Raw genomic sequence first — 23,267 nt, 5'->3', positions numbered from 1 at the left:
GTCTTCTTTGTCCGGGAAATCAATGGACGATGCGTTGATGATGCGCAACGGGCAAGTGCTGATTCAGTTCAAATTGAAAACGGTTTCAATTATGTGGCGATGAAATGTCGGCTGCGGATGCCGAATCTACGCCCTTATCCGCGCAGCATGGCTGTTATTATCAAACCAATGCAACCTCAAGGAGCTCATTTTGGTGTCTTGACGTCATCAAAGCCTTCTGCAATGTTCCGTTTGCCAAATCGATTTCAATTTCTGGGAGGAGATTATGAAAAAGTTTGCTCTGGCCTTGTCCGCGCTTGGCCTTGCTATCGCGGCCGGCCCCATTCACGCCGCAGAAATTTCGTTTGCCGCGAACACCACCGGGAAAAACGTCGAATTCCTGAACAAGCAGCTTGCGATTTTCGAGAAGGAGACCGGCAATCAGGTGAAGCTCGTCACCATGCCGTCATCGAGCAGCGAGCAGTTCTCGCAATATCGCTTGTGGCTTGCAGCAGGAAACAAGGACATCGACGTCTATCAGACCGATGTCATCTGGGCGCCGCAGCTTGCCGACCAGTTCATCGATCTGAAGGAGGCCACCAAGGACGTGGTCGGGCAGTTCTTCCCGTCGATCATCGCCTCGCAGACTGTCAACGGCCGGCTCGTGGCGCTGCCGTTGTTTACCGATGCTCCGGCGCTGTTCTACCGAAAGGACCTGCTCGAGAAATATGGCAAGCAGCCGCCGAAGACCTGGGACGAGATGGCCGCAACCGCCAAAGAGGTTCAGGACAAGGAACGCCAGGCCGGACAGAAGGACCTATGGGGCTACGTCTTCCAGGGCAATTCCTATGAAGGGCTGACCTGCAACGCGCTGGAATGGGTGAAGTCGTCGGGGGGCGGCCAGATCGTCGAGCCGGACGGCACGATCTCGATCAACAATGAGAAGGCGGCAGCAGCGCTTGAACGCGCCAAGGGATGGATCGGTACGATTTCGCCGCCCGGCGTGCTCGCCTATCAGGAAGAAGAATCGCGTGGTGTCTGGCAGACCGGTAACGCCGTCTTCATGCGCAACTGGCCATATGCCTATTCCCTCGGCAACGGCGCCGACAGCGCCGTGAAGAGTAAGTTCGACGTGATGACGCTGCCGGTTGCGGCCGCCGGCGACAAGCCATCCTCGACACTCGGCGGCTGGAACCTGGCGGTGTCGAAATATTCGGAAAAACAGGAAGCAGCCATCGCGCTCGTCAAATTCCTGGCGTCGAAGGATGTGCAAAAGGCTCGCGCCATCGAGCTGTCCAATCTGCCGACACTGACCGACCTTTATGACGACAAGGATATTGCCGCCGCGCAGCCCTTCATGCCCAACTGGAAGCCGATTTTCCAGGATGCGGTGCCGCGTCCTTCGGCGACGGCCAAGGTGAAATACAACGAAGTTTCCTCGAAGTTCTGGACGGCAGTGCACAATACGCTATCCGGCAGCGGCTCGGCCGCCGAGAACCTCGAGCTCCTCGAAGCCGACCTGACGACCCTCAAGGGCGACGCCTGGTGAATATCGGGACCGCCGGCCGAGAGGTCGTCGGTCCATCCTCCGGATGGGCTTAACAGGGGATAGGCTTTCATGACTGAAATCGTAGCTCCACAAGCAGTTGAACGAAGGGTTTCCCGTCTCAGCGCCTCTACGGAGCTGCGATCCGAACGCATTCGATCGGCCTGGGTGTTTCTGGCGCCGACGCTGTTGATCCTAGCAATCGTCGCTGGCTGGCCGCTGTTCAGAACGATCTATTTCAGCTTTACGAATGCGTCACTCAACGACCTTGGCAATGCGCAATTCGTCGGATTCGCCAATTATCTGTCGTGGGTGACGCTGAAGAGCGGGAAGACCGTCTATCGGGGTCTGCTTGCCGATCCGGTCTGGTGGAATGCCGTCTGGAACACGGCCAAATTCACTGTCCTTTCCGTCGCGATTGAGACGATGCTCGGCTTGATCGTCGCGCTGGTGCTGAACGCTCAGTTCGTCGGACGTGGAATCGTTCGGGCTGCGATCCTCATTCCTTGGGCAATCCCGACCATCGTTTCGGCCAAGATGTGGGCCTGGATGCTCAACGACCAGTTCGGCATTCTCAATGATATTCTGCTCGGCCTCGGCCTGATCAGCGAGAAGATCGCCTGGACCGCCAATCCGGAAACGGCGATGGTCGCCGTGTTGATCGTCGACGTCTGGAAGACGACGCCCTTCATGGCGCTTCTGATCCTTGCCGGGCTGCAGATGGTGCCGGGAGATATTTATGAAGCGGCCAAGATCGACGGCGTCAACCCGGTCAAGGTTTTCTGGCGTCTGACGCTGCCGCTGATCCGGCCTGCCATCATGGTTGCCGTGATCTTCCGGATGCTGGATGCGATGCGCATCTTCGACTTGATCTATGTGCTGACGCCCAATAATGCGCAGACGAAGACCATGTCGGTCATGGCGCGTGAGAACCTGTTCGACTTCGACAAGTTCGCCTATGGCGCCACCGCCTCGACGGTGCTTTTCCTCATCATCGCCTCTGTCACCGTCTTCTATATCTGGCTCGGCCGCGTCAAGCTCGGCGGGGAGGAACGCTGATGCTGCTTTCGATCACCAAGAACACACTCTTTTACCTGCTCGTTACGATCATCGTCATCACTGCGGTTTTCCCGTTCTACTATGCGATCCTCACCAGCCTGAAGACCGGCACTGCGCTATTCGAAGTTGATTACTGGCCGACCTCGATCTCCTTCGGCAACTATGCTTCCGTGATGGGCCAAGGCAGCTTCGTCCGCAGTCTTGCAAATTCCGCGATGATCGCCTGCATCGTGGTTTCAGCATCGCTGTTGCTTTCGATCACCGCTTCGTTCGCTCTCGCGCGGGTGAATTTCCGCGGACGGGCACTGTTGATGCTGACCATCCTTTCGGTGTCGATGTTTCCGCAGATTGCGGTTCTTGCCGGCCTCTTCGAACTCATCCGATGGATCGGCATCTTCAACACGCCCTTCGCGCTGATCTTTTCCTACGTGATCTTCACGCTGCCCTTCACCGTCTGGGTGCTGACGACCTTCATGCGGGAATTGCCGATCGAGATCGAGGAGGCGGCGATCGTCGACGGCGCTTCACCATGGGTCATCGTCACCCAGGTGTTCATGCCGCTGATGTGGCCGGCGCTGGTGACGACCGGGCTGCTCGCCTTCATCGCCGCCTGGAACGAGTTTCTTTTCGCGCTGACGTTCACATCGTCCGATACACAGCGGACCGTGCCGGTTGCCATCGCCCTGCTGTCGGGCAACAGCGAATTCGAAATTCCCTGGGGCAACATCATGGCGGCTTCGGTGATCGTCACTGTCCCGGTTGTCGTGCTTGTTTTGATATTCCAGCGCCGGATCATTTCAGGGCTGACCGCCGGCGGCGTTAAGGGTTGAGGGAGTAGGACATGGCAGAAATCCGACTGGAAAATATCCGCAAGAGCTTCGGCGCGTTCGAGGTGATCAAGGGCGTGACGATGGACATCCGCCGAGGCGAATTCATGGTGTTCGTCGGGCCTTCGGGATGCGGCAAGTCCACGCTGCTGCGGCTTATCTCCGGGCTCGAAGACATCACCTCGGGAAACCTCGCCTTCGACAATGAGACGGTAAACCGGCACGCGCCGTCGAAGAGAGGGGTCGCCATGGTGTTCCAGTCCTACGCGCTCTACCCGCATATGACGGTCTTCGACAACATGGCTTTCGGCATGAAGCTTTCCGGGAGCAACAGAGACGAATGCCGCCAGCGCGTCGAGCAGGCGGCCGGTATGCTGCAGCTCTCATCCTATCTGGACCGCTTGCCGCGACAGCTTTCCGGCGGACAGCGTCAGCGCGTCGCCATCGGCCGGGCGATCGTGCGCGATCCCAAGGTCTTTCTCTTCGACGAGCCGCTGTCCAACCTCGATGCGGCGCTTCGGGTCGCGACGAGGCTCGAGATTGCCAAGCTTCATCGCAGCATGCACGGCACGACGATGATCTATGTGACGCATGATCAGGTCGAGGCCATGACGCTGGCCGACCGGATCTGCGTGTTGAGGGACGGCGTCGTCGAGCAGATCGGCACGCCGCTGGAACTTTATGAAAGCCCGAATTCGGTCTTCGTCGCCGGCTTCATCGGTTCGCCGAAAATGAATTTCCTGTCGGGCGGGCTGGCGCAGCCCTATGACAGCCATACGATCGGTGTACGTGCGGAGCATGTGCGCATCACGGCCGAGTCGCCGGTTTGGCGTGGCACCGTCATCCATTCGGAAATCCTCGGTTCCGATAGTTTCGTCTATCTGGACATCGGGGCGGATGAGCCGCTTGTCGTGCGGGAGGCCGGCGTCTCTCGTCATGAGCCGGGCCAGACGCTTGGACTCGCGCCACTTGCCGGTCACATCCACCGTTTCGACCGGTCGGGCCGGGCGCTCGAACGTGAATCCATGCGGGCAGCCTGATCCACGCATCGATTTCCTTCCCAGGCTCGATCCGCTTCAACTACAAGGAGAAAACGACGTGACCATACGCACCGTTGTGTGGGGTGAAAACATCCACGAGAATACCAATGCGATCGTCCGGGGCATCTACCCCGAAGGCATGCATACGACGATCGCCAATGCGCTGAATACCGACCCAGGCATCTCCGCCACCACGGCGACGCTGCAGGAGCCGGAACATGGGCTGAGCGAAGCCCGGCTTGCCGAAACCGATGTGCTGACCTGGTGGGGCCACAAGGATCACGGCGCGGTGTCAGACGTCGTCGTCGAGCGCGTCGCCAAGCGCGTCTGGGAGGGCATGGGCCTTCTCGTCTTACATTCCGGCCATTTCTCGAAGATCTTCAAGCGGCTGATGGGCACGCCCTGCGCGCTGAAATGGCGCGAGGCGGGCGAGCGCGAGCGGCTGTGGACGATCAACCCGCGCCATCCGATCGCCGCCGGCATCGGCGAGCATTTCGAGCTTGAGAACGAGGAAATGTATGGCGAGCAGTTCTCGGTGCCGGAGCCTCTGGAAACGGTGTTCATCTCCTGGTTCCAGGGCGGGGAAGTGTTCCGCTCGGGCCTGACATGGCGCCGCGGCGCCGGCAACATCTTCTATTTCCGCCCGGGCCATGAGACCTATCCGACCTATCACGACGCCACCATCCAGAAGGTGCTGATCAACGGCGTCAAGTGGGCCTACAACCCTGAAGGCGCGTTGACTGCCATTACCGACGCTCCAAATGTGCCGGTAGAGAAGGCACTGGAGCCGATCGTCGAGCGCGGCCCGAAACTGCACCAAGCCGGCGAAGCCGGTTACCGCTGAATTCGATAAACGACCATGAGGACAAAAATGCGCTTGATCATTCTCGGAACTGGAGGATGGGCAAATACCCATGCCATGAATTTCTCGGAAATCACCGGCGTCAAGATTGTTGCTGCCGTCGATACGGACGAGGTCCGGCTGCGGGCCTTCGCGCTCAGGCATAGCATCCCGCTTACTTTCACATCACTCGATGACGCCCTTGCGTGGGGGGAGTTTGACGCCGTGACCAATGTCACGCCGGATCGAGCGCATTATTCCACGACAATGAAGATACTCGGCGCCGGCAAGCATGTGCTCTGCGAGAAGCCCCTTGCGGTCAACTACCGCGAGGCCAAGGAGATGGCCGACGCCGCGGCGGCGTCCGGCAAGGTCACGATGGTAAACCTTACCTATCGTAACGTGGCGCCGCTGCAGGCGGCGCGAAAGATGGTGCTGGATGGCCGTCTCGGCGCGATCCGCCACTTCGAAGCCTCCTATCTCCAAAGTTGGTTGGTGTCCAAGGCTTGGGGCGACTGGACCAAAGAGTCGCAATGGCTTTGGCGGCTGTCGACAAAGCATGGCTCCAACGGCGTGCTGGGCGATGTCGGTATTCACATTCTCGACTTCGCGGTCTTTGCCGCCGGCAGCGACGTCAAGGCGGCGGCATCGCATCTCAAGGTTTTCGACAAGAGCCCCGGGAACCGGATCGGGGAATACGAGCTCGATGCAAACGACAGCTTCCTGATGATGGCCGAGCTCGAAAACGGCGCGGCCGGCGTCATCCATGCGACGCGCTGGGCAACCGGCCATCTGAACGAATTGCGCCTGCGCCTGCATGGAGACAAGGGGGCGCTGGAGGTGGTGCATACGCCTGAAGGTTCGACCCTCAGGGCCTGCGAAGGCGCCGATGCCGACAAGGCGATCTGGCGCAAGATCGAGGTCGAACCGGTGATCACCAATTTCCAACGATTTGCAAACGCCGTGCAAAAGGGCGAGTCGGAGGAGCCGGGTTTCGGCCATGCCGCCAAGCTGCAATTTGTTCTTGATCACGCAGTCAAGACGGCCGGCGCCCTGACGGAGCTGTAGACAGGTTCTTCGGAGGGCGGTCGAGCTCGTCAGATGCGCTGGTTCAGCTCGTCTTCGCTGATGCCGAAATGCTCGAGGATGATGCCGACATTCCGGCGGTGAGACTTGAAATAGACGTCGAAGAGATCGCCGATCAGCGGAACCGTGCCGCAGGCGGCGTCGACGCCGAGATTGACCGCCATGCGGGCGAGTTTGTGGGCGGGAAGGCCGAGCCGCCTTGCCTCGTCGATGATGAAAAGACCGATCAGGGATCCGGCAATGTCGCCGACAGCGGGGATAAGGCCGAGGACCGAGTCCGCGCCGATCCGCACGCCGACGACCGGCAATCGGACGGCGGTATCCATCAGACGGGCTATGCTAGCAGCGCGGCGAATTCGCGCGAGTTCGGCAGGGGTGAGATATGTCGTTTTGCCGCTGTCCATGGCCGTGAAACGCCGCTAAACCGATAAGGTTCGCCGGCGGTGTGATCGGGGAAGCGCACTATCTCTGGTCGGGAACCACGACCAATTTGCCGACGAAGTTCTTCGCCATGAAATCGGTCTGGGCGCGATGAAATTCCGACAGCGGATAAACACCGCCGACGAGAGGCCGGATCTTGCGGCTTTCGATATGGCCGACCAGCCGGCGGAAGTCGGCGCGGCTTCCCTGGCTCGATCCATGTAGTTCCAGCTGCTTCAGATACATGGTCCTCAGGTCGAGCTGGACGACGGGCCCGGCGATGGCGCCGGCCGTCGTGTAACGGCCTTCGGGACGCAGGATCTTCAGGAGATCGTTGAACAGCGGTCCGCCGACCAGATCGGCGACGACGTCGATCGGCTGGCCACCGCTTGCGGAATGGACGGCTTCGACAAGATCGCCCTTGCCGCGGGTCACGACCGCTTCGGCGCCGATATCGATCATCGCCGCCTCCTTGCCGGGACCGGCGACGGCGATCGGAATGGCGCCGCGGGCGCGCGCAAGCTGGATGATTGCCGAGCCGACGCCGCCGGAGGCGCCGGTGACGAGGACGCGTTCGCCGGCGGCAAGCCTTGCCCGTTCCAGCACTCGTTCGCCTGTGAGATAGGCACAGCAGAAGGTGGCGAGCTCGACATCGGTCAGATCGGTCGCGACGACATGCGCGTTCTCGGCAGGCAGCACCATATATTCGGCGTAGCCGCCATCCCGTCCGTGACCCATGTAATCGATGTCGGCGAGGCTGTCGTCGTCGCGATTATAGATCGAGAAGTCGACCATGACGCGTTCGCCGATGCGTCTCGGATCAACGCCGGTCCCGACGCCGACGACATGACCGACGGTATCGGTGCCCTGGATGCGCGGGAATGTCAGCGTGTTGCCCTGCCTGCGCCAGGTGGAGACGGCGGAGGGATCATCCTCTGTACCGTAGGCGCCTTGGCGCACCCAGACGTCGGTATTGTTCATGCCGCAGGCGGTAACACGGATCAGCACCTCGCCTTCAGTCGGCGTCGGGACAGGCACATCCGTGGCATAGATGAGCTTTTCCAGGCCGCCATGGCCGGTGAGCAACACCGCCGCCATCTTTTCCGGGATCGTCATGCGGCTCTTCTCCTCAGATGGTTTTGAAAACACTTTCGATCGCGTCCGCAGCCGCCTTGACGACGACGTCTGCTTCTTCGCGGGTGAGGCAGAGTGGTGGAGCGAAGCCGAGAATATCGCCCTGCGGCATGGCGCGGCCGATGACGCCACGTTCGAGAAGGGCGGATGCGACCTGCGGACCGATCTTGCGGCCGGGATCGAAGAACCGGCGGTCGTCCCGGTCCTCGACGAATTCGACAGCGGCCATCAGACCGTCGCCGCGGACTTCACCGACATTCCGATGGCCGCCAACCGCCTCTTGCAACTGCGACCGGAAATAGCTGCCGGTCGTGCCGGCATTGTCGACGATGCCGAGTTCGTCGATCAACTCCAGATTGGCGATACCTGCGGCAGCACAAATCGGGTGGGCGGAATAGGTCCAGCCGTGGCCGATCGCTCCCAATTCATCGGAACCCTGCACCAGCACCTGCCACATCTTCTCCGAAACGATCGAGCCGGAAAGCGGAGCATAGGCTGAGGTCAGGCCTTTGGCGATGGTGATCAGGTCCGGCTTCATGCCGTAGTGATCCGAGCCGAACATCGTGCCGAGACGGCCGAAGCCGGTGACGACCTCGTCGGCGACCAGCAGGATATCGTATCTGTCGAGCACCGCCTGGATCTTCTGCCAATAGCCCTGGGGCGGCGGGACGATCCCGCCGGTGCCGAGAATTGGTTCGCCGATGAAGGCGGCGATGGTGTCGGGCCCCTCGGTGACAATCATCTCCTCCAGTCTGTCGGCGCAATGTTGCGAGAATTGCTCCTCGCTCATCGACCGGTCGGGCCGGCGGAAATAATAGGGCGCTTCGGTGTGGAGGATCGGCGCGCGCGGCAGATCGAAAGCATTGTGAAAAAGCGCAAGACCGGTGAGGCTGCCTGTCATGACGCCGGAGCCGTGATAGCCACGCCAGCGTGAGATGATCTTCTTCTTTTCCGGCCGGCCGAGAATGTTGTTGTAATACCAGATCAGCTTGATGTTGGTCTCGTTGGCATCCGAGCCGGAAAGGCCGAAATAGACGCGGCTCATGCCCGCTGGTGCGCGGTCGATAATCATTTTCGCAAGCGTAATCGACGCTTCCGTGCCGTGGCCGACATAGGCGTGGTAGTAGGCGAGGTTCTTCGCCTGTTCGGCGATGGCGTCGGCGATCTCCTGGCGACCGTAGCCGACATTGACGCAATAAAGCCCGGCAAAGGCATCGACGCTTTTGCGGCCGCCGGTGTCGGTGATGTAGACACCTTTGCCCCCGGCGACGACGCGCGTCGGCGTCTCGCCGCGCGCATGCATGCCCATATGGGTGGAGGGATGAAAGAAGTGGTCGCGGTCCCAGGCGGTGAGTTCGTTGCTTTTGTCGAGCATGTCCTATCCTCTCTTGAAATGGGCGCTCAGGCGGCCGTGTCGATGCAGAGATATTTGAGCTCGGTGAAAGCTTCGAGCCCGTGGCGGGAGCCTTCCCGGCCGAGGCCGGACTGTTTCCAGCCGCCGAAGGGGATGGGGCCGCCGGTGATCTTCACGCGATTGATCGCCACCATGCCGTATTCCAGCGCGCGGCCGAGGCGCATCTGGCGGGCGCCATTCTCGGTGACGACATATGCAACCAGGCCATATTCGGTATCGTTGGCACGGGCGACGACCTCTTCCTCCGTATCGAAAGTGGCAAGTGCGGCCACAGGCCCGAAAGTCTCCTCCCGCATGATCAGCGCATCCGCCGGAACATCCGTCAGAAGCGTCGGCTTATAGAAGAGCGGGCCGGCCCTATGGCGGCTGCCGCCGGCAACGAGCCGGGCGCCACGCGCCAACGCGTCAGCCACTTGGTCCTCGATCTTGACGACGGCGCGTTCATGCATCAGTGGCCCGATTTCGCTGTCAGCCTCGATGCCTGCGCCGACCTTCAGCGGGCCGATGCGCGCGGCAAAAGCCGTGGCGAAGGCATCGGCAATGCGCCGCTGGACGAAAATGCGGTTGGCGGCAAGGCAATCCTGGCCCGATGTCGCAAACTTGGCGCCGACGGCGATCTCGACGGCTTTCGCGACATCGGCATCGTCGAAGACAATCAGCGGCGCGTGCCCGCCGAGTTCCATTACCAGCCGCTTCATGGTCGGCGCGCACTGGGCGGCGATCAGGCGGCCAACCTCGGTCGAACCGGTGAAGCTCATGGCGCGCAGGCGGTTATCGCTGCACATCCGTCCGACGATCGTTGCGGCATGGCCGGTGACCACGTTGAAGACGCCGGCGGGAATGCCGGCCCGTTCGCCGAGTTCGGCAAGCGCGAGGGCCGAAAGTGGCGTCTCCGAAGAAGGGTGGGCAACGACCGTGCAGCCTGCGGCAAGTGCTGCGCCCGCCTTGCGGGTGAGCATGGCGGAAGGGAAATTCCAGGGGGTGACGACGCCGACGACCCCAAGCGCCTCGCGCCGCACGATCATTTCCGCTCCGGCCAGATGGCTGGTGACACTTTCGGCGTTCAGCCGCTTGCCTTCTTCGGCATACCACTCGATGAAGGAGGCGGCGTAGTCGATCTCACCACGCGCTTCGGCAAGCGGCTTGCCCTGTTCGAGCGTCATGATCAGCGCCAGGTCTTCCCTGGCGGCGAGCATCAACCCGTGCCATTTCCGCAGGATCGCCGCGCGGTGCTGCGGCAGCATCGCGCGCCAAGCGGCAAAGGCCTGCGACGCCGCATCGATCGCCATCGCCGTCTCCTCCGCATCGAGGCTCGCAACCCAGGCCAGAGTTGCCGAAGAGGCCGGATCGGCAACAGCGAAGCTTTTGCCTGTCGCCCCCGCGATCCACCGGCCGCCGACATAGGCGAGATCGCGCAGGAGATGACGGTCGGCAAGCCGTGACAGCGCATCATGATAGTCGGGGCGGGCAAAAACGGCGTTCATGTCCATCTCCTCGTTTGCGGTTGACGCAAGTCTTCCACAAGAGCCGACGAGAGATTGTCCTTTACCGAAGGCGGAAAGAGACAGACGGTCTAAAGGACGGCCGTCTGCTAGACAGATTGTCTAGGAGACGTTGTGTTCTTCCTCCCCGGAGGCGGAGAAGGAAGAGACCGGAAGGACTGTGTCCTCCTTCACCGTCTTGGTGACGATGTAGGTGAAGTAGCGGTCGATGCCGAGTTCGCGGTCGAGAAGACCGTCGACCAGCCGCTGATAAGCGTCGATATCGGCCGCGATGATTTTCAGGATATAGTCGACGCCGCCGCCGACCGACCAGCAGGCGACGATCTCGGGGGTTGCGGCAACGGCGCGCTCGAAGCGCTCGAAATCGGCCTGGCGATGATTGGCGAGCGTCACTTCCATCATCACGCTGGCGACCGGCGCTATGCGCCGCGGCGCGATGCGGGCGTGGTAGCCGGTAATGATCCCCGCCTTTTCGAGCTTGCGCAGCCGCATCCAGCACGGCGTAGGCGACAGCCCTGCCTTTTCGGCCAGCGCCAGCTTGGTAATGCGTCCGTCGTGCTGGACGGCGTCGAGGATACGCAAATCGATGGCGTCGAGTTTCATGGCGCTTTCTTTAGAAAAAAACATTTCAAACGCGGTGAAAAGACAATGGAAGCGCATTTTGGCATTGTCAATTGAACTGATTTTCAGCAGTGTTGAAATCATGACAAATTGGCGCCCCGATCCCTCGCAACTCCGCCGGCCTGCCTATCTCTCGCTCGCCGAGCAGATCGCCAATGCGATCACCGACGGCAAGCTCTCCGACGGCATGCAATTGCCGCCGCATCGCAAGCTGGCGGATGATCTGCATCTTTCCGTGCAGACGGTGAGCCGAGCCTATGACGAACTGAGCCGCCGGGGGCTGATATCAGGCGAGATCGGACGCGGCAGCTTCGTGCAGACGCGGCCGCGCGAGCCGGAACCACCTTATCTGCCGGAACGGCTGGGCGAGGTGATCGATCTCTCTATCCTGAAGCCGGTCTGCGAGCAGATTCATCTGGAAAGGCTGCGCCAGGCCTTTGGCTGGCTCTCCGAAAATCTGCCGTCGAGCTCGGCCCTGTCGTTCCGGCCGAACATGGTCTTTCCCCGCCATCGCGTCGTTGCCACGGAATGGCTGGCGCGCTGCGGCCTCGACGTATCGCCGCTGAACATCAGTCTGACGAATGGCGCGACATCGGGCATGACCGTGGCGCTGATGAGCGTCGCCCCGCCCGGTTCGACCATTGCGACCGAGGCGATCAGCCATCATACGCTGGTGCCGCTCTCCACCTATCTCGGCCTGCATCTCGAGGGGCTGGCGATCGACGAGGAGGGCATGATTCCCGAAGCGCTGGACGAGGCCTGCCGGACCGGGCCGATCCGGGCGATCTTCCTGCAGCCGTCGGTGATCAATCCGATGGCGGCGCTGATGAGCGCAGAGCGCCGGCAGGCGCTCGCTGCCGTTGCCGCCAAGCATGACATAGCGATCATCGAAAACGACATTCTCGGGCCGATGGTCGAGGACCGCGCGCCGCCGATGGCCGCCTTCGCGCCGGAGCGGACGCTTTACGTCACGAGCTTCACGAAGATCACCGTTCCGGGCCTCAGGATCGGTTATCTCGCAGCGCCGGACCGCTATGTCGCCGCCGTTGCCAACCGGCATCTGGTCTCCAGTTGGATGGCGACGCCGGCGATGGCCGAAATCGCCACCCGCTGGGTCAGCGACGGCACGGCGATGGAGCTCGTCAACTGGCAGCGCCGCGCCCTTGTCGGGCGCCATGCAATCGCGGCGGAGATGCTGGCCGGCCTGTCCTATCGAACGCATCCGCAAAGCCTGCATGTCTGGCTGCCGCTTTTCGGCAGCCATACGGAGGATGGTTTCGTGTCGCAGGCAAGGCTGCGCGGCGTGGCGATCGCGCCGGGCAAATCCTTCCGCACCGCCGATCACGGCTGGACGCCGGCGGTACGCATCTCGCTCGGCTCGACGACGGAAGGCGAGCTGCGGACGGGACTGGGGATCGTTGCCTCACTGGCACAGGGAAATCCCGAAGAGCTGCTGCTCGCGATTTGAGGCGGGCGCCTCATTTGCCGGCAGCCGCAGAATAATTGTCATGATATTATTTTACGAATTGACATGATTTTCGAGCGCCGTCATCGTTAGGTCATTGCTTGTCTCAACAAGGAGAGACATGAATGCCTGCGCCCATCATCCGCATCGACAACATCGTCAAGAGATACGGCCCGCTGACCGTGCTCGACGGCCTGTCGATGAATGTCATGCCGGGCGAGAAGCTGGCGCTGATCGGGCCGTCCGGCTCCGGCAAGACGACGATCCTGCGCATTCTGATGACGCTGGAGACGATCAGCGGCGGTCATATCGAGGTCGATGGCGAACAGCTCTATCATATGCCGAACGGTGGCGGACTTGTGCCGGCCGATGAGCGGCATCTGCATCGCATGCGCGAGAAGATCGGCATGGTCTTCCAGCACTTCAATCTGTTTCCGCACAAATGCGTCCTCGACAACGTGACGCTGGCACCCATGTTGACCAAGGGTATCAAGCGGCCGCAAGCCGAGAAGCGGGCGATGGAGCTTCTCGAGATGGTCGGCCTTGCCGACAAGGCCAGAAGCGTCCCGGCGCAGCTTTCCGGCGGGCAGAAGCAGCGTGTCGCCATCGCCCGGGCGCTGGCCCTGTCGCCGAAGATCATGCTGTTCGACGAGGTGACCTCGGCACTCGACCCGGAACTCGTCGAGGAGGTGCTGAACGTCATGCGGAAGCTCGCCTCCGAGACCGATATGACGATGCTTCTCGTCACCCACGAAATGGGTTTCGCCCACGACTTTGCCGACCGCGTGCTGTTTTTCGATCGCGGCAGGATCGTCGAGGAAGGCAAGCCCGGCGACATCTTCCGCAATCCGACGCAGGAACGGACGCAGACCTTCCTGCGCAAGATCATCGCGGCAGGGCACCGCGTCTGACCTCAGACATTGCCCGCGAACAACAAAACTCAAAGAGAAAGCCAGAGGAGTTGGGAACGATGAAAGCAGGATATGTTTTGAGCGCCGTCAGCCTGTCGGTGCTTCTGGTTACGGCGGCCGCCCCGGCATCCGCCGCCGATGACAAGCTCGAACAGCTGAAGGAGCAGGGTTTCGCCCGCATCGCCATCGCCAACGAGCCGCCATTCACCGCCGTCGGCGCCGACGGCAAGGTGTCGGGCGCCGCCCCCGATGTGGCGCGTGTGATCTTCGAAAAACTCGGCGTCAAGGAAGTGGTCGCCTCGATCTCGGAATACGGCGCGATGATCCCCGGCCTGCAGGCCGGCCGACACGACGCAATTACGGCGGGCCTTTTCATGAAACCCGAACGCTGCAACGCCGTTGCCTATTCCGAACCGATCCTGTGCGATGCCGAAGCCTTTGCTCTCAAGAAGGGCAACCCGCTGAAGCTGACGAGCTACAAGGATATCGCCGACAATCCGAACGCCAAGATCGGTGCGCCGGGCGGCGGCACTGAGGAAAAGCTGGCGCTGGAAGCCGGCGTGCCGCGTGACCGCGTCATCGTCGTTCCGGATGGGCAAAGCGGTATCAAGATGCTGCAGGACGGCCGCATCGACGTCTATTCGCTGCCGGTCCTGTCGATCCACGATCTGATGGACAAGGCGAAGGATCCGAACCTCGAAACCGTCGCCCCCGTCGTCAACGCGCCGGTCTATTGCGACGGCGCCGCCTTCCGCAAGCAGGACGTCGCGCTGCGCGATGCCTTCGACGTCGAGCTGAAGAAGCTGAAGGAATCCGGTGAATTCGCCAAGATCATCGAACCCTACGGCTTCTCGGCCAAGGCGGCGATGTCGACGAGCCGCGAAAAGCTCTGCGCCGCCGCCAAGTAACCTGATGTAAGCAGCCGGCCATGCTCCTGATGGCCGGTTGCCCTTCACACCATCTCCAGAGAAATGAGCTGCCGATGTCGGTCTGGTCCGGCTATCTGACACTGATCCTTCAAGGCGCCCTGGTGACGCTCGAGCTGACGATCATGGGCTCGGCGCTGGCGCTCGTCATGGCCTTCCTGGCCGGCCTCGGCCGATTATCACGCTTCTTCGCCGTCCGCGCTGTGGCGACGGCCTATATCGAATTCTTTCGCGGCACTTCGATCTTCGTCCAGCTCTTCTGGGTCTATTTCGTCCTGCCCTTCGCGGGATTGACGCTGACGCCGCTGCAGGCGGGCGTGCTGGCGCTCGGTCTGAATGTCGGCGCCTATGGGGCGGAGGTGGTGCGTGGCGCCGTCAAGGCCGTCGGGCGCGAACAATCGGAAGCCTGTATCGCGCTCAATCTGTCGCGATACCAGCGCATGCGCCACGTCATACTGCCGCAGGCGTTGCCGCTCATGCTGCCGACCTTCTGCAACAATGCGATCGAGCTTTTGAAGGGCACGGCCGTCGTGTCGCTGATCTCGCTGACCGACATGACCTTTCAGGCGCAAGTGGTGCGGGCGCAGACCGGCAATACGCTGGTGCCCTTCGCAACGATCCTCATCCTCTATTTCCTCATGGCCTCCGCCATCTCGGCGGCGATGCGCCTTTTGGAGCGACGGATGACACGCGGCCTCGACGGTATGAGGACTTGATCAAATGGAATGGGATTGGGATTTCGTCTGGCAGATCATGCCGACCCTTCTCGAAGGGTTCAAGATCACCATTCTCGCGACCATCCTCGGCGCTGCTGTCGCCATGGTCGCAGGCCTCGCGCTTGCCATCGCGCGGCGGTCACCGGTCGCCGCCATTTCCGGAACGGTCGGCTTCGTCTCGGAATTCATCCGCGGTACGCCGCTGCTGGTGCAGCTCTACTTCATCTTCTACGTCCTGCCGGATATCGGCATCCGGCTGTCGCCGCTCACCGCCGGCGTCATCGGCATGGGCATTCATTATGCGACCTATACGGCCGAGGTCTATCGCGCCGGCATCGAGAACGTTTCGCGCGGACAATGGGAAGCGGCCAGGGCCACCAATCTGACGACGCGCCAGGCCTGGATCCACGTGATCTTGCCGCAGGCGATCCCGCCAATGATCCCGGCGCTCGCCAATTATTTCATCGCCATGTTCAAGGAAACGCCACTGCTATCGGCGATCACCGTGCTGGAACTGATGAACCAGGCCAAAAGCATCGCCAATAGCAACTATCGCTATATTGAACCCATGACGCTCGTCGGCGTCTTCTTCCTCGTCATCAGCCTGGTCTCGGTCGTGGGCTTGCGCTGGCTCGAGGAGCGCTATGCCAGGATGGATGACTGACATGACGAAATCGATCGAGATCATTCCCGCCGGCCGACTGCCACGGCTGGACGACCGGCCGCTGGAAAAACGCATCGGCCTCGTCATTCTGGCGACCGACCACACGACGGAAGCCGACTTCCGACGTATGGTCGCCAGCGACCGTATCGGCGTCTATGTCAGCCGCATTCACTACGCCAATCCCGTGACGGCGGAAAATCTCCTGAAGATGCAGCCGTCGCTGACCCAAGGCGCAGGGCTCATTCTGCCGGGTGAGACGCTGGATGCCGTCATGTATTCCTGCACCGCCGCCTCGGTCGTCATCGGCGACCGCAAGATCGAGGAAGCGATCCATGCGGCCAAGCCGGGCGTTTCAGTGGTGACGCCAACGGCGGCTGCTGTAGAGGCCCTGAAGGCGCTCGGCGCCAGGCGGATTTCCGTGCTGACACCCTATACGATCGAAACCAGCCGGCCGATGGCGGATTATTTCACCCGTCTTGGTTTTGCGATCGACCGCTTTACCTGCCTCGGTCTGAGCGACGACCGCGAGATGGCACGGATTGCGCCGGATGAAATAGCCGCCTTTGCCCGCCAGGCGCTGGCGCCGCAATCCGATGCACTGTTCATTTCCTGCACCGCCGTGCGCGCCGCAAAGGTCGCCGCCCGCATCGAAGCCGAGACGGGCAAGCCGGTGGTGACCAGCAATCTCGCCACCGCCTGGGCCTGCCTGCGGCTTTGCGGCGACGATCAGCCGCGGCCCGAGCTCGGTCAACTGATGACCAGGCCCTATGGGGAAGGCTGAGCGCATGAGGGGCCCCTTGCCAGTTTCCGTGGAGGATATCCGTGCGGCGGCGCACCGGATCGCCGGCCGTGTTGTGGAAACGCCGATCGTGTCGTCGGCATCGCTCGGCGAGATCGCGGGCGTTCCGGTCTGGCTGAAGCTCGAACATCGTCAGACGACGGGCAGCTTCAAACTTCGCGGGGCGACCAATGCAGCAGCGTCGTTGTCGCCGGCGGAACGCGCGCGCGGCGTCGTCGCCGCCTCGACGGGAAATCACGGCCGGGCGCTTGCCCATGCGGCGAAGGCACAAGGCATGGCCGCGACGATCTGCATGTCGCGGCTGGTGCCGGCGAACAAGGTTTCAGAAATCCGCCGTCTCGGCGCCGATGTGCACATCGTCGGTCGATCACAGGACGAGGCGCAGGAGGAGGTGGACCGGCTGGTGCGAGAGCAAGGGTTCGTGATGGTTCCGCCTTTTGACCATCCGGCTGTCGTAGCCGGTCAGGGGACGCTGGGGCTCGAGATCGTCGATGCATTGCCGGAGACAACCACGGTTCTGGTGCCGCTCTCGGGTGGCGGCCTTGCTGCGGGCGTTGCCGCTGCGATCAAGGGCGTCAATCCGAAAACGAGAGTGATCGGCCTGACGATGGAACGCGGCGCCGCGATGAAAGCGAGCCTCGATGCCGGACGGCCGGTGCAGGTCGAGGAAGTGAGAAGCCTTGCGGATTCGCTCGGAGGTGTCATCGGCCTCGACAATCGCGTGACTTTCACCATGTGCCAGGCGCTTCTCGACGAGGTCGTCCTGCTGACGGAGGCGGAGATCGCCGCAGGCATGCGTCATGCCTATGCCTGTGAGCGCGAGATCGTCGAGGGCGCGGGAGCGGTCGGAATAGCAGCGCTGCTGGCGGGCAAGATCAGCTCCGGCGGCCCGGTCGTTGCGATCCTTTCGGGGCGGAATGTCGACATGGAACAGCACCGCCGGGTGATCAACGGCGAGGGTACGGCATTCACGGAGGATGGCCCATGAACCGCATGATCATTTTGACGGAAGCGGAATTGCGCAAGATCGTGGTGCTCGATCGCGATGCGGTCGCCTGCATCGAGCAGGCTTTCGCGGCGCTTGCAACGAAGGCGGTCGCCATGCCGCCGATTCTGCGGCTCGACATTCCGGAATATCGGGGTGAGGTCGATGTGAAGACCGCCTACGTTCCGGGCATTGAAGGTTTCGCCATCAAGATCAGCCCCGGTTTCTTCGACAATCCAAAGATCGGCCTGCCGAGCACCAATGGCATGATGGTGCTGCTGTCCAGCCGGACAGGTCTGGTACAGGCGCTGCTTCTGGACAATGGCTATCTCACGGATGTGCGCACCGCGGCAGCCGGCGCCGTCGCTGCGAAATACCTGTCACGGCAAGACTCCAGCGTGGCCGCAATTTTCGGCGCCGGAATGCAGGCTCGGCTGCAGCTCGAAGCACTGACGCTGGTGCGACCTATCGCCGAGGCCAGGATCTGGGCCCGTGATGCCGCCAAGGCGCAGAAGGCAGCGGCCGAATTGCGCGGAGAACTCGGATTTCCCGTCATCGCTGCGTCGGATCCGAGAGAGGCAATCTCTGGTGCCGACATTATCGTGACCACCACGCCTGCGGAAAAACCGATCGTCGAAGCCGGGTGGCTCGAACCCGGGCAGCATCTGACAGCGATGGGATCGGATGCGGAGCACAAGAACGAAATCGATCCCGTGGCCATCGCCCGGGCCGGCCTTTATGTCGCCGACAGTCTGAAACAGACGTGCCGCCTCGGCGAGCTGCACCACGCAATCGAAGCCGGTCTGGTCGCGGCCGATGCGGATTTCGCCGAGCTCGGCCGGATCGTTTCCGGCCGGACGCCGGGCAGGACGAGCAGCGAGCAGATCACCATTGCCGACCTCACCGGCACCGGCATCCAGGACACCGCTATCGCCACTCTCGCCTTCGCCCGCGCCGGCGCGATGAAGGCAGGAACCACGTTCGAAAGCTGACCGGCGCGGCGCCGGAAAAGAAGGGAAGAAACATGACCCAGCCCAATCTGAAGTTTTCGCTCGGCGAATATGCCGCGCGGCTGGAAAAAACACGACGTGCCATGGAAGCGAAGGGTGTGGACCTGCTTGTTGTCAGCGATCCCTCGAACATGGCCTGGCTGACCGGCTATGACGGTTGGTCCTTCTACGTGCACCAGGCGGTGATCGTGCCGCCGCAGGGCGAGCCGATCTGGTTCGGCCGCGGCCAGGACGCCAATGGCGCCAAGCTCACCGCCTACGTCAAGCACGACAATATCGTCGGCTATCCCGATCACTACGTGCAGTCCACCGAGCGTCATCCAATGGATTACCTCTCCGGCATCCTGACGGAGCGCGGCTTCGCCAAGCTGACGATCGGCGTCGAGATGGACAATTACTGGTTTTCCGCCGCCGCCTTCGCTGCGCTGCAGAGGCATCTGCCGAATGCGCGCTTCGTCGACGCGACCGCGCTGGTCAACTGGCAGCGCGCGGTCAAGAGCGAGACCGAAATCAAATATATGCGCAACGCCGCCCGCATCGTCGAAGCGATGCATGCCCGCATCTTCGACAAGATCGAAGTCGGCATGCGCAAGTGCGATCTGGTGGCGGAAATCTACGATGCCGGCACCCGTGGCGTTGACGGCATCGGCGGTGACTATCCGGCGATCGTGCCGCTGCTGCCGTCCGGCGTCGAGGCGTCAGCACCGCATCTGACCTGGGACGATCGGCCGTTGAAGAAGGGGGAGGGCACCTTCTTTGAGATCGCCGGCTGCTACAACCGCTATCATCTGCCGCTGTCGCGCACCGTCTTCCTCGGCAAGCCGACGCAGGCCTTTCTCGACGCCGAAAAAGCGACGTTGGAAGGCATGGAAGCCGGTCTTGCGGTCGCCAGACCCGGCAATAGCTGCGAGGATATCGCCAATGCCTTCTTCGCGGTGCTGAAGAAATACGGGATCGTCAAGGACAACCGCACGGGTTATCCGATCGGGCTTTCCTATCCGCCGGACTGGGGCGAGCGCACCATGAGCCTGCGGCCCGGCGACCGGACGGAGCTGAAGCCCGGCATGACCTTCCACTTCATGACTGGCCTCTGGCTCGACGATATGGGGTTCGAGACGACGGAGAGCATTCTCATCACCGAAAGCGGTGTCGAGTGCCTCGCCAACGTGCCGCGCAAGCTGATGGTCAAGGATTGAGGCTGTCATGACAGAGACTGGCTTGCGGCCGTCGCCGATCAGCGCGACGGTGGATTTGGCCGCCGAGGGTGTCCAGCACGGGTTCCTGAGGCTGCCCTACAGCCGCGACGATTCCGCTTGGGGCTCGGTGATGGTTCCGATAACGGTCGTCAGGAACGGCAAGGGACCGACGGCGCTCCTGACCGGCGGCAATCATGGCGACGAGTACGAGGGACCGATTGCGCTCTTCGATCTCGCCCGCTCGCTGCAGGCAGAGGAGGTGAGCGGCGCTGTCATCATCGTGCCGGCAATGAATTACCCGGCATTCCTTGCAGGGACCCGGACATCGCCGATCGACAGAGGCAACATGAACCGCAGCTTCCCGGGTCGTCCGGACGGCACGGTGACCGAAAAGATCGCCGATTATTTCCAGCGTGTGCTTCTGCCGATGGCGGATCTCGTGCTGGACTTCCACTCCGGCGGCAAGACGCTCGATTTTCTGCCGTTCTGCGCAGCGCACATCCTGCCGAACAAACAACAGGAGGCGCAGGCTTTCAATTTCGTGACAGCCTTTGCCGCACCCTATTCGATGAAGATGCTGGAGATCGATGCGGTCGGCATGTACGACACGGCGGCCGAAGACATGGGCAAGATCTTCATCACCACCGAGCTCGGCGGTGGAGGTACCGCCACGGCCAGAACAGCGGCGATCGCCAAACGCGGCACCATGAACGTGCTGCGACATGCCGGTATCGTCGCCGGCGCCGTCGATATCGGGCCAACGATCTGGCTGGATATGCCGGATGGCCGCTGTTTCTCCTTCGCTGAACAGGGCGGTTTGATCGAACCCGCGATCGACCTCGGTGAAGCGGTCGCCAAGGATGCCGTTATCGCTCGCGTCTATCCGACCGGCAGGACGGGTGAGGCGCCGCGCGAGATCCGTGCCGCCATGGACGGTATTCTCTGTGCGCGGCATTTCCCGGGGCTGGTCAAATCAGGCGATTGCGTTGGGGTCGTGGCGATCGTGACGAACTGACGACGACTGGCGCGTGATGAACGTCACTGTCCGATCAACATCAAGCTGCCTTCCGCGCTCTTGATCCGGCAGCTGCCGCATCGGTCTGGAAGCGACCGACAATCCCTTCCAGCGTCTGCGTCTGGCCGCCGAGCGCACGGCAGGCTGAGACCGTTTCCGCGGCCATGGCGGCGTTGCGCTGCGTGACCTCATCGAGCGCGTTGACGGAAGCATTGATTTCCCCGATCGCCACCGCCTGCTCGGAGGAAACCGAAACGATGCGGGCGATCAGGCCGGCGACCTGCTCGACCTGGCCTTCGATTTCCATAAGCGCCTTGCCGGTGCGGTTGACGAGCTCCACGCCGGTGGAAACCTGAGACGATGACGTGGAAATCAGAGATCTGATCTCCTTGGCGGCATTGGCCGAACGGAGGGCGAGCTCACGCACTTCCTGCGCTACAACGGCGAAGCCTTTGCCCGCTTCGCCGGCGCGGGCGGCTTCCACACCGGCGTTGAGCGCCAGAAGGTTGGTTTGGAAAGCGATCTCGTCGATGACGTTGACGATCTCGCCGATCTGGGCGGATGAACCTTCGATCCGTTCCATGGCGGCAATCGCATCGCGAACGATGGCCGCCGAATGTTCGGCGCTGTTGCGCGTCTCGGCCATCATGCCGGTCGCCTTGCCGGCATGGTTCGAAGCATCCTTGGCCTTGGCGTTCATTTCGCCGAGCGCGCTCGTAGCCTCTTCGAGCATCGCTGCCTGCTGTTCGGTACGCAATGCGAGGCTGTCGGCGGCATTTGTGATGCCGGCGGAAGAGCTGCCGACCTGCCTGGAGGTCTGGGCGACCTCCGCCATCGAAACGCAAAGCGCATCCAGGCTGTCGTTGAACTTGGCACGCAACGTTTCGTAGGCCGGTGCGAAGGCTGCGGTGATGCGGCAATCGAGATTGCCGAGCGAGAGCTGGTCCAGGCCGTAGGTCAGTTCCTCGATCACCGTTTCGCGTCGCTGGTCCTCGGCGGTCTTTTCAGCCATCTGGCTGCGTTCGCGCTGGAATTCCTGATCGCGAAGCGCCGTCTCGCGCTTCTGGGCATCTTGTCGTTCCAGCGCATTGCGGCGGAACACCGCCACAGCCTTGGACATGGCGCCGATCTCGTCGGAGCGGTCGGAATAGGGAACCTCGGTCGAAAAATCGCCTTCGGCGAGGCTGCCCATATAGGCCTTCATGCCATCCAGCGGCACAATGGCTCGACGGCGCAGAAAATAGAGCCCGACCAGCAACAGGGCGAAGGAGCCGAAGCCCGCGGCGCCCGCATAGATTGTCCAGGTTACGATTTCCGAAGCGGCATTGCTCTCTTCGTCTTTCAGGAAAGCGTCGGAATTGGCGACGAGCTTCTCTACAGCATCCTGATGCGCATGGAAGGCGACGCGCAACTGCTCGATCGCGCCATGTGCTTTACTTTCGTCCTTGGCGTTCAAGGCGGGGATGATTTCGCGGTTCATCACCTGCCAGAATACATCGCCCTTGGCGAGCACATCGCTTTCGAGCTCATCCTTCAAAGACTGCGGCAACCGGGTGGTTTTCCAATAGGCGCGACGGTCGTCGTAAGCGGCTTTCAGATTGGCGATCTTCCCCAGATTGGTTTCGGTGAGTTCGGGGAATTTGCTCGCCTCGAAGGACAGCATGTAGGATTCGACCACAAAGAGAGGCGGCGGCAATATATCGGCGATGAGATCCTTGCCATAGACCACCTGCTCGTAAACCGGGCCATTGACTTTCAGCCTTTCAAGCGCCGATTGCTGCAATCCAATCGACATGAAAAGACCGGCTGAAACGGCGATGCCAAACGCCACCAGGCTGCGCGCAATGGTAAATGCCAAGACTCTCTCCAAATAACTTTGGGCTTCTCTTCTTCGAGATGCCTGATCTACGTATGCCATTATTTCTCAAGAACGCTGAAATATGGTTAACTTCTTACCCGGACGCGAAGTCGACTAACTGTCTAGGGTCGAGTAACCGTCCAAAATTGGGGTGATCGTCATATAGCCGTTAGTCAGCCATCATCTGCAATTTACATTTAATGGCTGTGGCGGAAAAGCAGCTGCTGGCGAAGCCCCACTGGCCGAAACGGTC

General features: G+C 61.6%; 22 protein-coding genes. 16 read left to right on the top strand and 6 right to left on the bottom strand.

Going from position 1 to position 23,267, the window contains the following annotated elements; genetic code table 11:
• Nucleotides 1–265 precede the first annotated feature (265 nt).
• From Tal182_RS29830 to Tal182_RS29805, 6 genes are all read left to right on the top strand, one after another.
• Nucleotides 266–1,528 carry an ABC transporter substrate-binding protein gene (locus Tal182_RS29830; RefSeq protein WP_085861861.1) on the top strand — a complete coding sequence of 421 codons (1,263 nt, stop codon included), beginning with the start codon at nt 266–268 and terminating at the stop codon, nt 1,526–1,528.
• A 69-nt stretch (nt 1,529–1,597) separates the two neighbouring features.
• Nucleotides 1,598–2,584 carry a sugar ABC transporter permease gene (locus tag Tal182_RS29825; protein ID WP_085861860.1) on the top strand — a complete coding sequence of 329 codons (987 nt, stop codon included), beginning with the start codon at nt 1,598–1,600 and terminating at the stop codon, nt 2,582–2,584.
• A complete protein-coding gene (locus Tal182_RS29820; RefSeq protein WP_085861859.1) occupies nt 2,584–3,414 on the top strand; it encodes a carbohydrate ABC transporter permease in 831 nt (276 codons plus the stop codon). Before Tal182_RS29825 ends, Tal182_RS29820 begins: the two co-directional genes overlap by 1 nt.
• 11 nt (nt 3,415–3,425) lie before the next feature.
• Nucleotides 3,426–4,451, top strand: coding sequence for an ABC transporter ATP-binding protein (locus Tal182_RS29815; RefSeq protein WP_085861858.1), 1,026 nt, complete (start codon nt 3,426–3,428; stop codon nt 4,449–4,451).
• A 58-nt stretch (nt 4,452–4,509) separates the two neighbouring features.
• The gene (locus Tal182_RS29810; protein WP_064812543.1) at nt 4,510–5,295 is read left to right on the top strand and encodes a ThuA domain-containing protein; all 786 of its coding nucleotides are present in this window, start codon (nt 4,510–4,512) and stop codon (nt 5,293–5,295) included.
• A 27-nt stretch (nt 5,296–5,322) separates the two neighbouring features.
• On the top strand, nt 5,323–6,360 hold the full coding sequence (locus Tal182_RS29805; protein ID WP_085861857.1) for a Gfo/Idh/MocA family oxidoreductase: 1,038 nt from the start codon (nt 5,323–5,325) through the stop codon (nt 6,358–6,360).
• Nucleotides 6,361–6,389: 29 nt separating this feature from the next.
• On the opposite strand, the gene Tal182_RS29800 is transcribed toward Tal182_RS29805, so the two are convergent.
• The 5 genes from Tal182_RS29800 to Tal182_RS29780 all read right to left on the bottom strand — a co-directional run bounded on the left by Tal182_RS29800 (nt 6,390) and on the right by Tal182_RS29780 (nt 11,451).
• Complete coding sequence (locus Tal182_RS29800) at nt 6,390–6,782, bottom strand: DUF4112 domain-containing protein (protein WP_064807453.1); 393 nt, start codon at nt 6,780–6,782, stop codon at nt 6,390–6,392.
• 58 nt (nt 6,783–6,840) lie between these two features.
• Nucleotides 6,841–7,914, bottom strand: coding sequence for an alcohol dehydrogenase family protein (locus Tal182_RS29795; RefSeq protein WP_085861856.1), 1,074 nt, complete (start codon nt 7,912–7,914; stop codon nt 6,841–6,843).
• Nucleotides 7,915–7,927: 13 nt separating this feature from the next.
• Entirely contained in the window at nt 7,928–9,307 is a 1,380-nt protein-coding gene (locus tag Tal182_RS29790; protein ID WP_085861855.1) for an aspartate aminotransferase family protein, read from the bottom strand.
• 26 nt (nt 9,308–9,333) lie between these two features.
• Nucleotides 9,334–10,830, bottom strand: coding sequence for an NAD-dependent succinate-semialdehyde dehydrogenase (locus Tal182_RS29785; RefSeq protein WP_085861854.1), 1,497 nt, complete (start codon nt 10,828–10,830; stop codon nt 9,334–9,336).
• 120 nt (nt 10,831–10,950) lie between these two features.
• The gene (locus Tal182_RS29780) at nt 10,951–11,451 is read right to left on the bottom strand and encodes an Lrp/AsnC family transcriptional regulator (protein WP_064807448.1); all 501 of its coding nucleotides are present in this window, start codon (nt 11,449–11,451) and stop codon (nt 10,951–10,953) included.
• Between the two features lie 100 nt (nt 11,452–11,551).
• On the opposite strand from Tal182_RS29780, the gene Tal182_RS29775 reads away from it, so the two are divergent.
• The 10 genes from Tal182_RS29775 (at nt 11,552) to doeB (ending at nt 21,156) form a co-directional block, all read left to right on the top strand.
• On the top strand, nt 11,552–12,937 hold the full coding sequence (locus Tal182_RS29775) for a PLP-dependent aminotransferase family protein (protein ID WP_085861853.1): 1,386 nt from the start codon (nt 11,552–11,554) through the stop codon (nt 12,935–12,937).
• Nucleotides 12,938–13,059: 122 nt separating this feature from the next.
• The gene (gene ehuA, locus Tal182_RS29770) at nt 13,060–13,845 is read left to right on the top strand and encodes an ectoine/hydroxyectoine ABC transporter ATP-binding protein EhuA (RefSeq protein WP_004673709.1); all 786 of its coding nucleotides are present in this window, start codon (nt 13,060–13,062) and stop codon (nt 13,843–13,845) included.
• A 59-nt stretch (nt 13,846–13,904) separates the two neighbouring features.
• On the top strand, nt 13,905–14,753 hold the full coding sequence (gene ehuB, locus Tal182_RS29765) for an ectoine/hydroxyectoine ABC transporter substrate-binding protein EhuB (RefSeq protein WP_016735739.1): 849 nt from the start codon (nt 13,905–13,907) through the stop codon (nt 14,751–14,753).
• Nucleotides 14,754–14,827: 74 nt separating this feature from the next.
• Nucleotides 14,828–15,487, top strand: a complete 660-nt coding sequence (ehuC, locus tag Tal182_RS29760) for an ectoine/hydroxyectoine ABC transporter permease subunit EhuC (protein ID WP_085861852.1) — start codon at nt 14,828–14,830, stop codon at nt 15,485–15,487.
• A 4-nt stretch (nt 15,488–15,491) separates the two neighbouring features.
• The gene (ehuD, locus tag Tal182_RS29755) at nt 15,492–16,151 is read left to right on the top strand and encodes an ectoine/hydroxyectoine ABC transporter permease subunit EhuD (protein ID WP_085861851.1); all 660 of its coding nucleotides are present in this window, start codon (nt 15,492–15,494) and stop codon (nt 16,149–16,151) included.
• 1 nt (nt 16,152) lies between these two features.
• Nucleotides 16,153–16,932 (top strand): ectoine utilization protein EutA, encoded by a 780-nt coding sequence (gene eutA / locus Tal182_RS29750; RefSeq protein ID WP_085861850.1) that lies wholly within the window; start codon nt 16,153–16,155, stop codon nt 16,930–16,932.
• A 4-nt stretch (nt 16,933–16,936) separates the two neighbouring features.
• The gene (gene eutB, locus Tal182_RS29745) at nt 16,937–17,938 is read left to right on the top strand and encodes a hydroxyectoine utilization dehydratase EutB (RefSeq protein WP_085861849.1); all 1,002 of its coding nucleotides are present in this window, start codon (nt 16,937–16,939) and stop codon (nt 17,936–17,938) included.
• The gene (eutC, locus tag Tal182_RS29740; protein WP_085861848.1) at nt 17,935–18,927 is read left to right on the top strand and encodes an ectoine utilization protein EutC; all 993 of its coding nucleotides are present in this window, start codon (nt 17,935–17,937) and stop codon (nt 18,925–18,927) included. Before eutB ends, eutC begins: the two co-directional genes overlap by 4 nt.
• Nucleotides 18,928–18,959: 32 nt before the next feature.
• Nucleotides 18,960–20,141, top strand: a complete 1,182-nt coding sequence (gene doeA / locus Tal182_RS29735; protein ID WP_085861847.1) for an ectoine hydrolase DoeA — start codon at nt 18,960–18,962, stop codon at nt 20,139–20,141.
• Between the two features lie 7 nt (nt 20,142–20,148).
• The gene (gene doeB, locus Tal182_RS29730) at nt 20,149–21,156 is read left to right on the top strand and encodes a N(2)-acetyl-L-2,4-diaminobutanoate deacetylase DoeB (protein WP_085861846.1); all 1,008 of its coding nucleotides are present in this window, start codon (nt 20,149–20,151) and stop codon (nt 21,154–21,156) included.
• A gap of 40 nt (nt 21,157–21,196) precedes the next feature.
• Here the strand turns inward: doeB and Tal182_RS29725 are convergent, their stop codons facing one another.
• The gene (locus tag Tal182_RS29725; protein ID WP_085861845.1) at nt 21,197–23,014 is read right to left on the bottom strand and encodes a methyl-accepting chemotaxis protein; all 1,818 of its coding nucleotides are present in this window, start codon (nt 23,012–23,014) and stop codon (nt 21,197–21,199) included.
• Nucleotides 23,015–23,267 lie beyond the last annotated feature (253 nt).

The organism is Rhizobium sp. TAL182 (assembly GCF_002117725.1).
In the GTDB taxonomy this organism is placed as follows: Bacteria; Pseudomonadota; Alphaproteobacteria; order Rhizobiales; family Rhizobiaceae; genus Rhizobium; species Rhizobium esperanzae.
The sequence above is the reverse complement of the archived record's forward strand: the minus strand, read 5'-3'. Positions and strand labels throughout refer to the sequence as shown.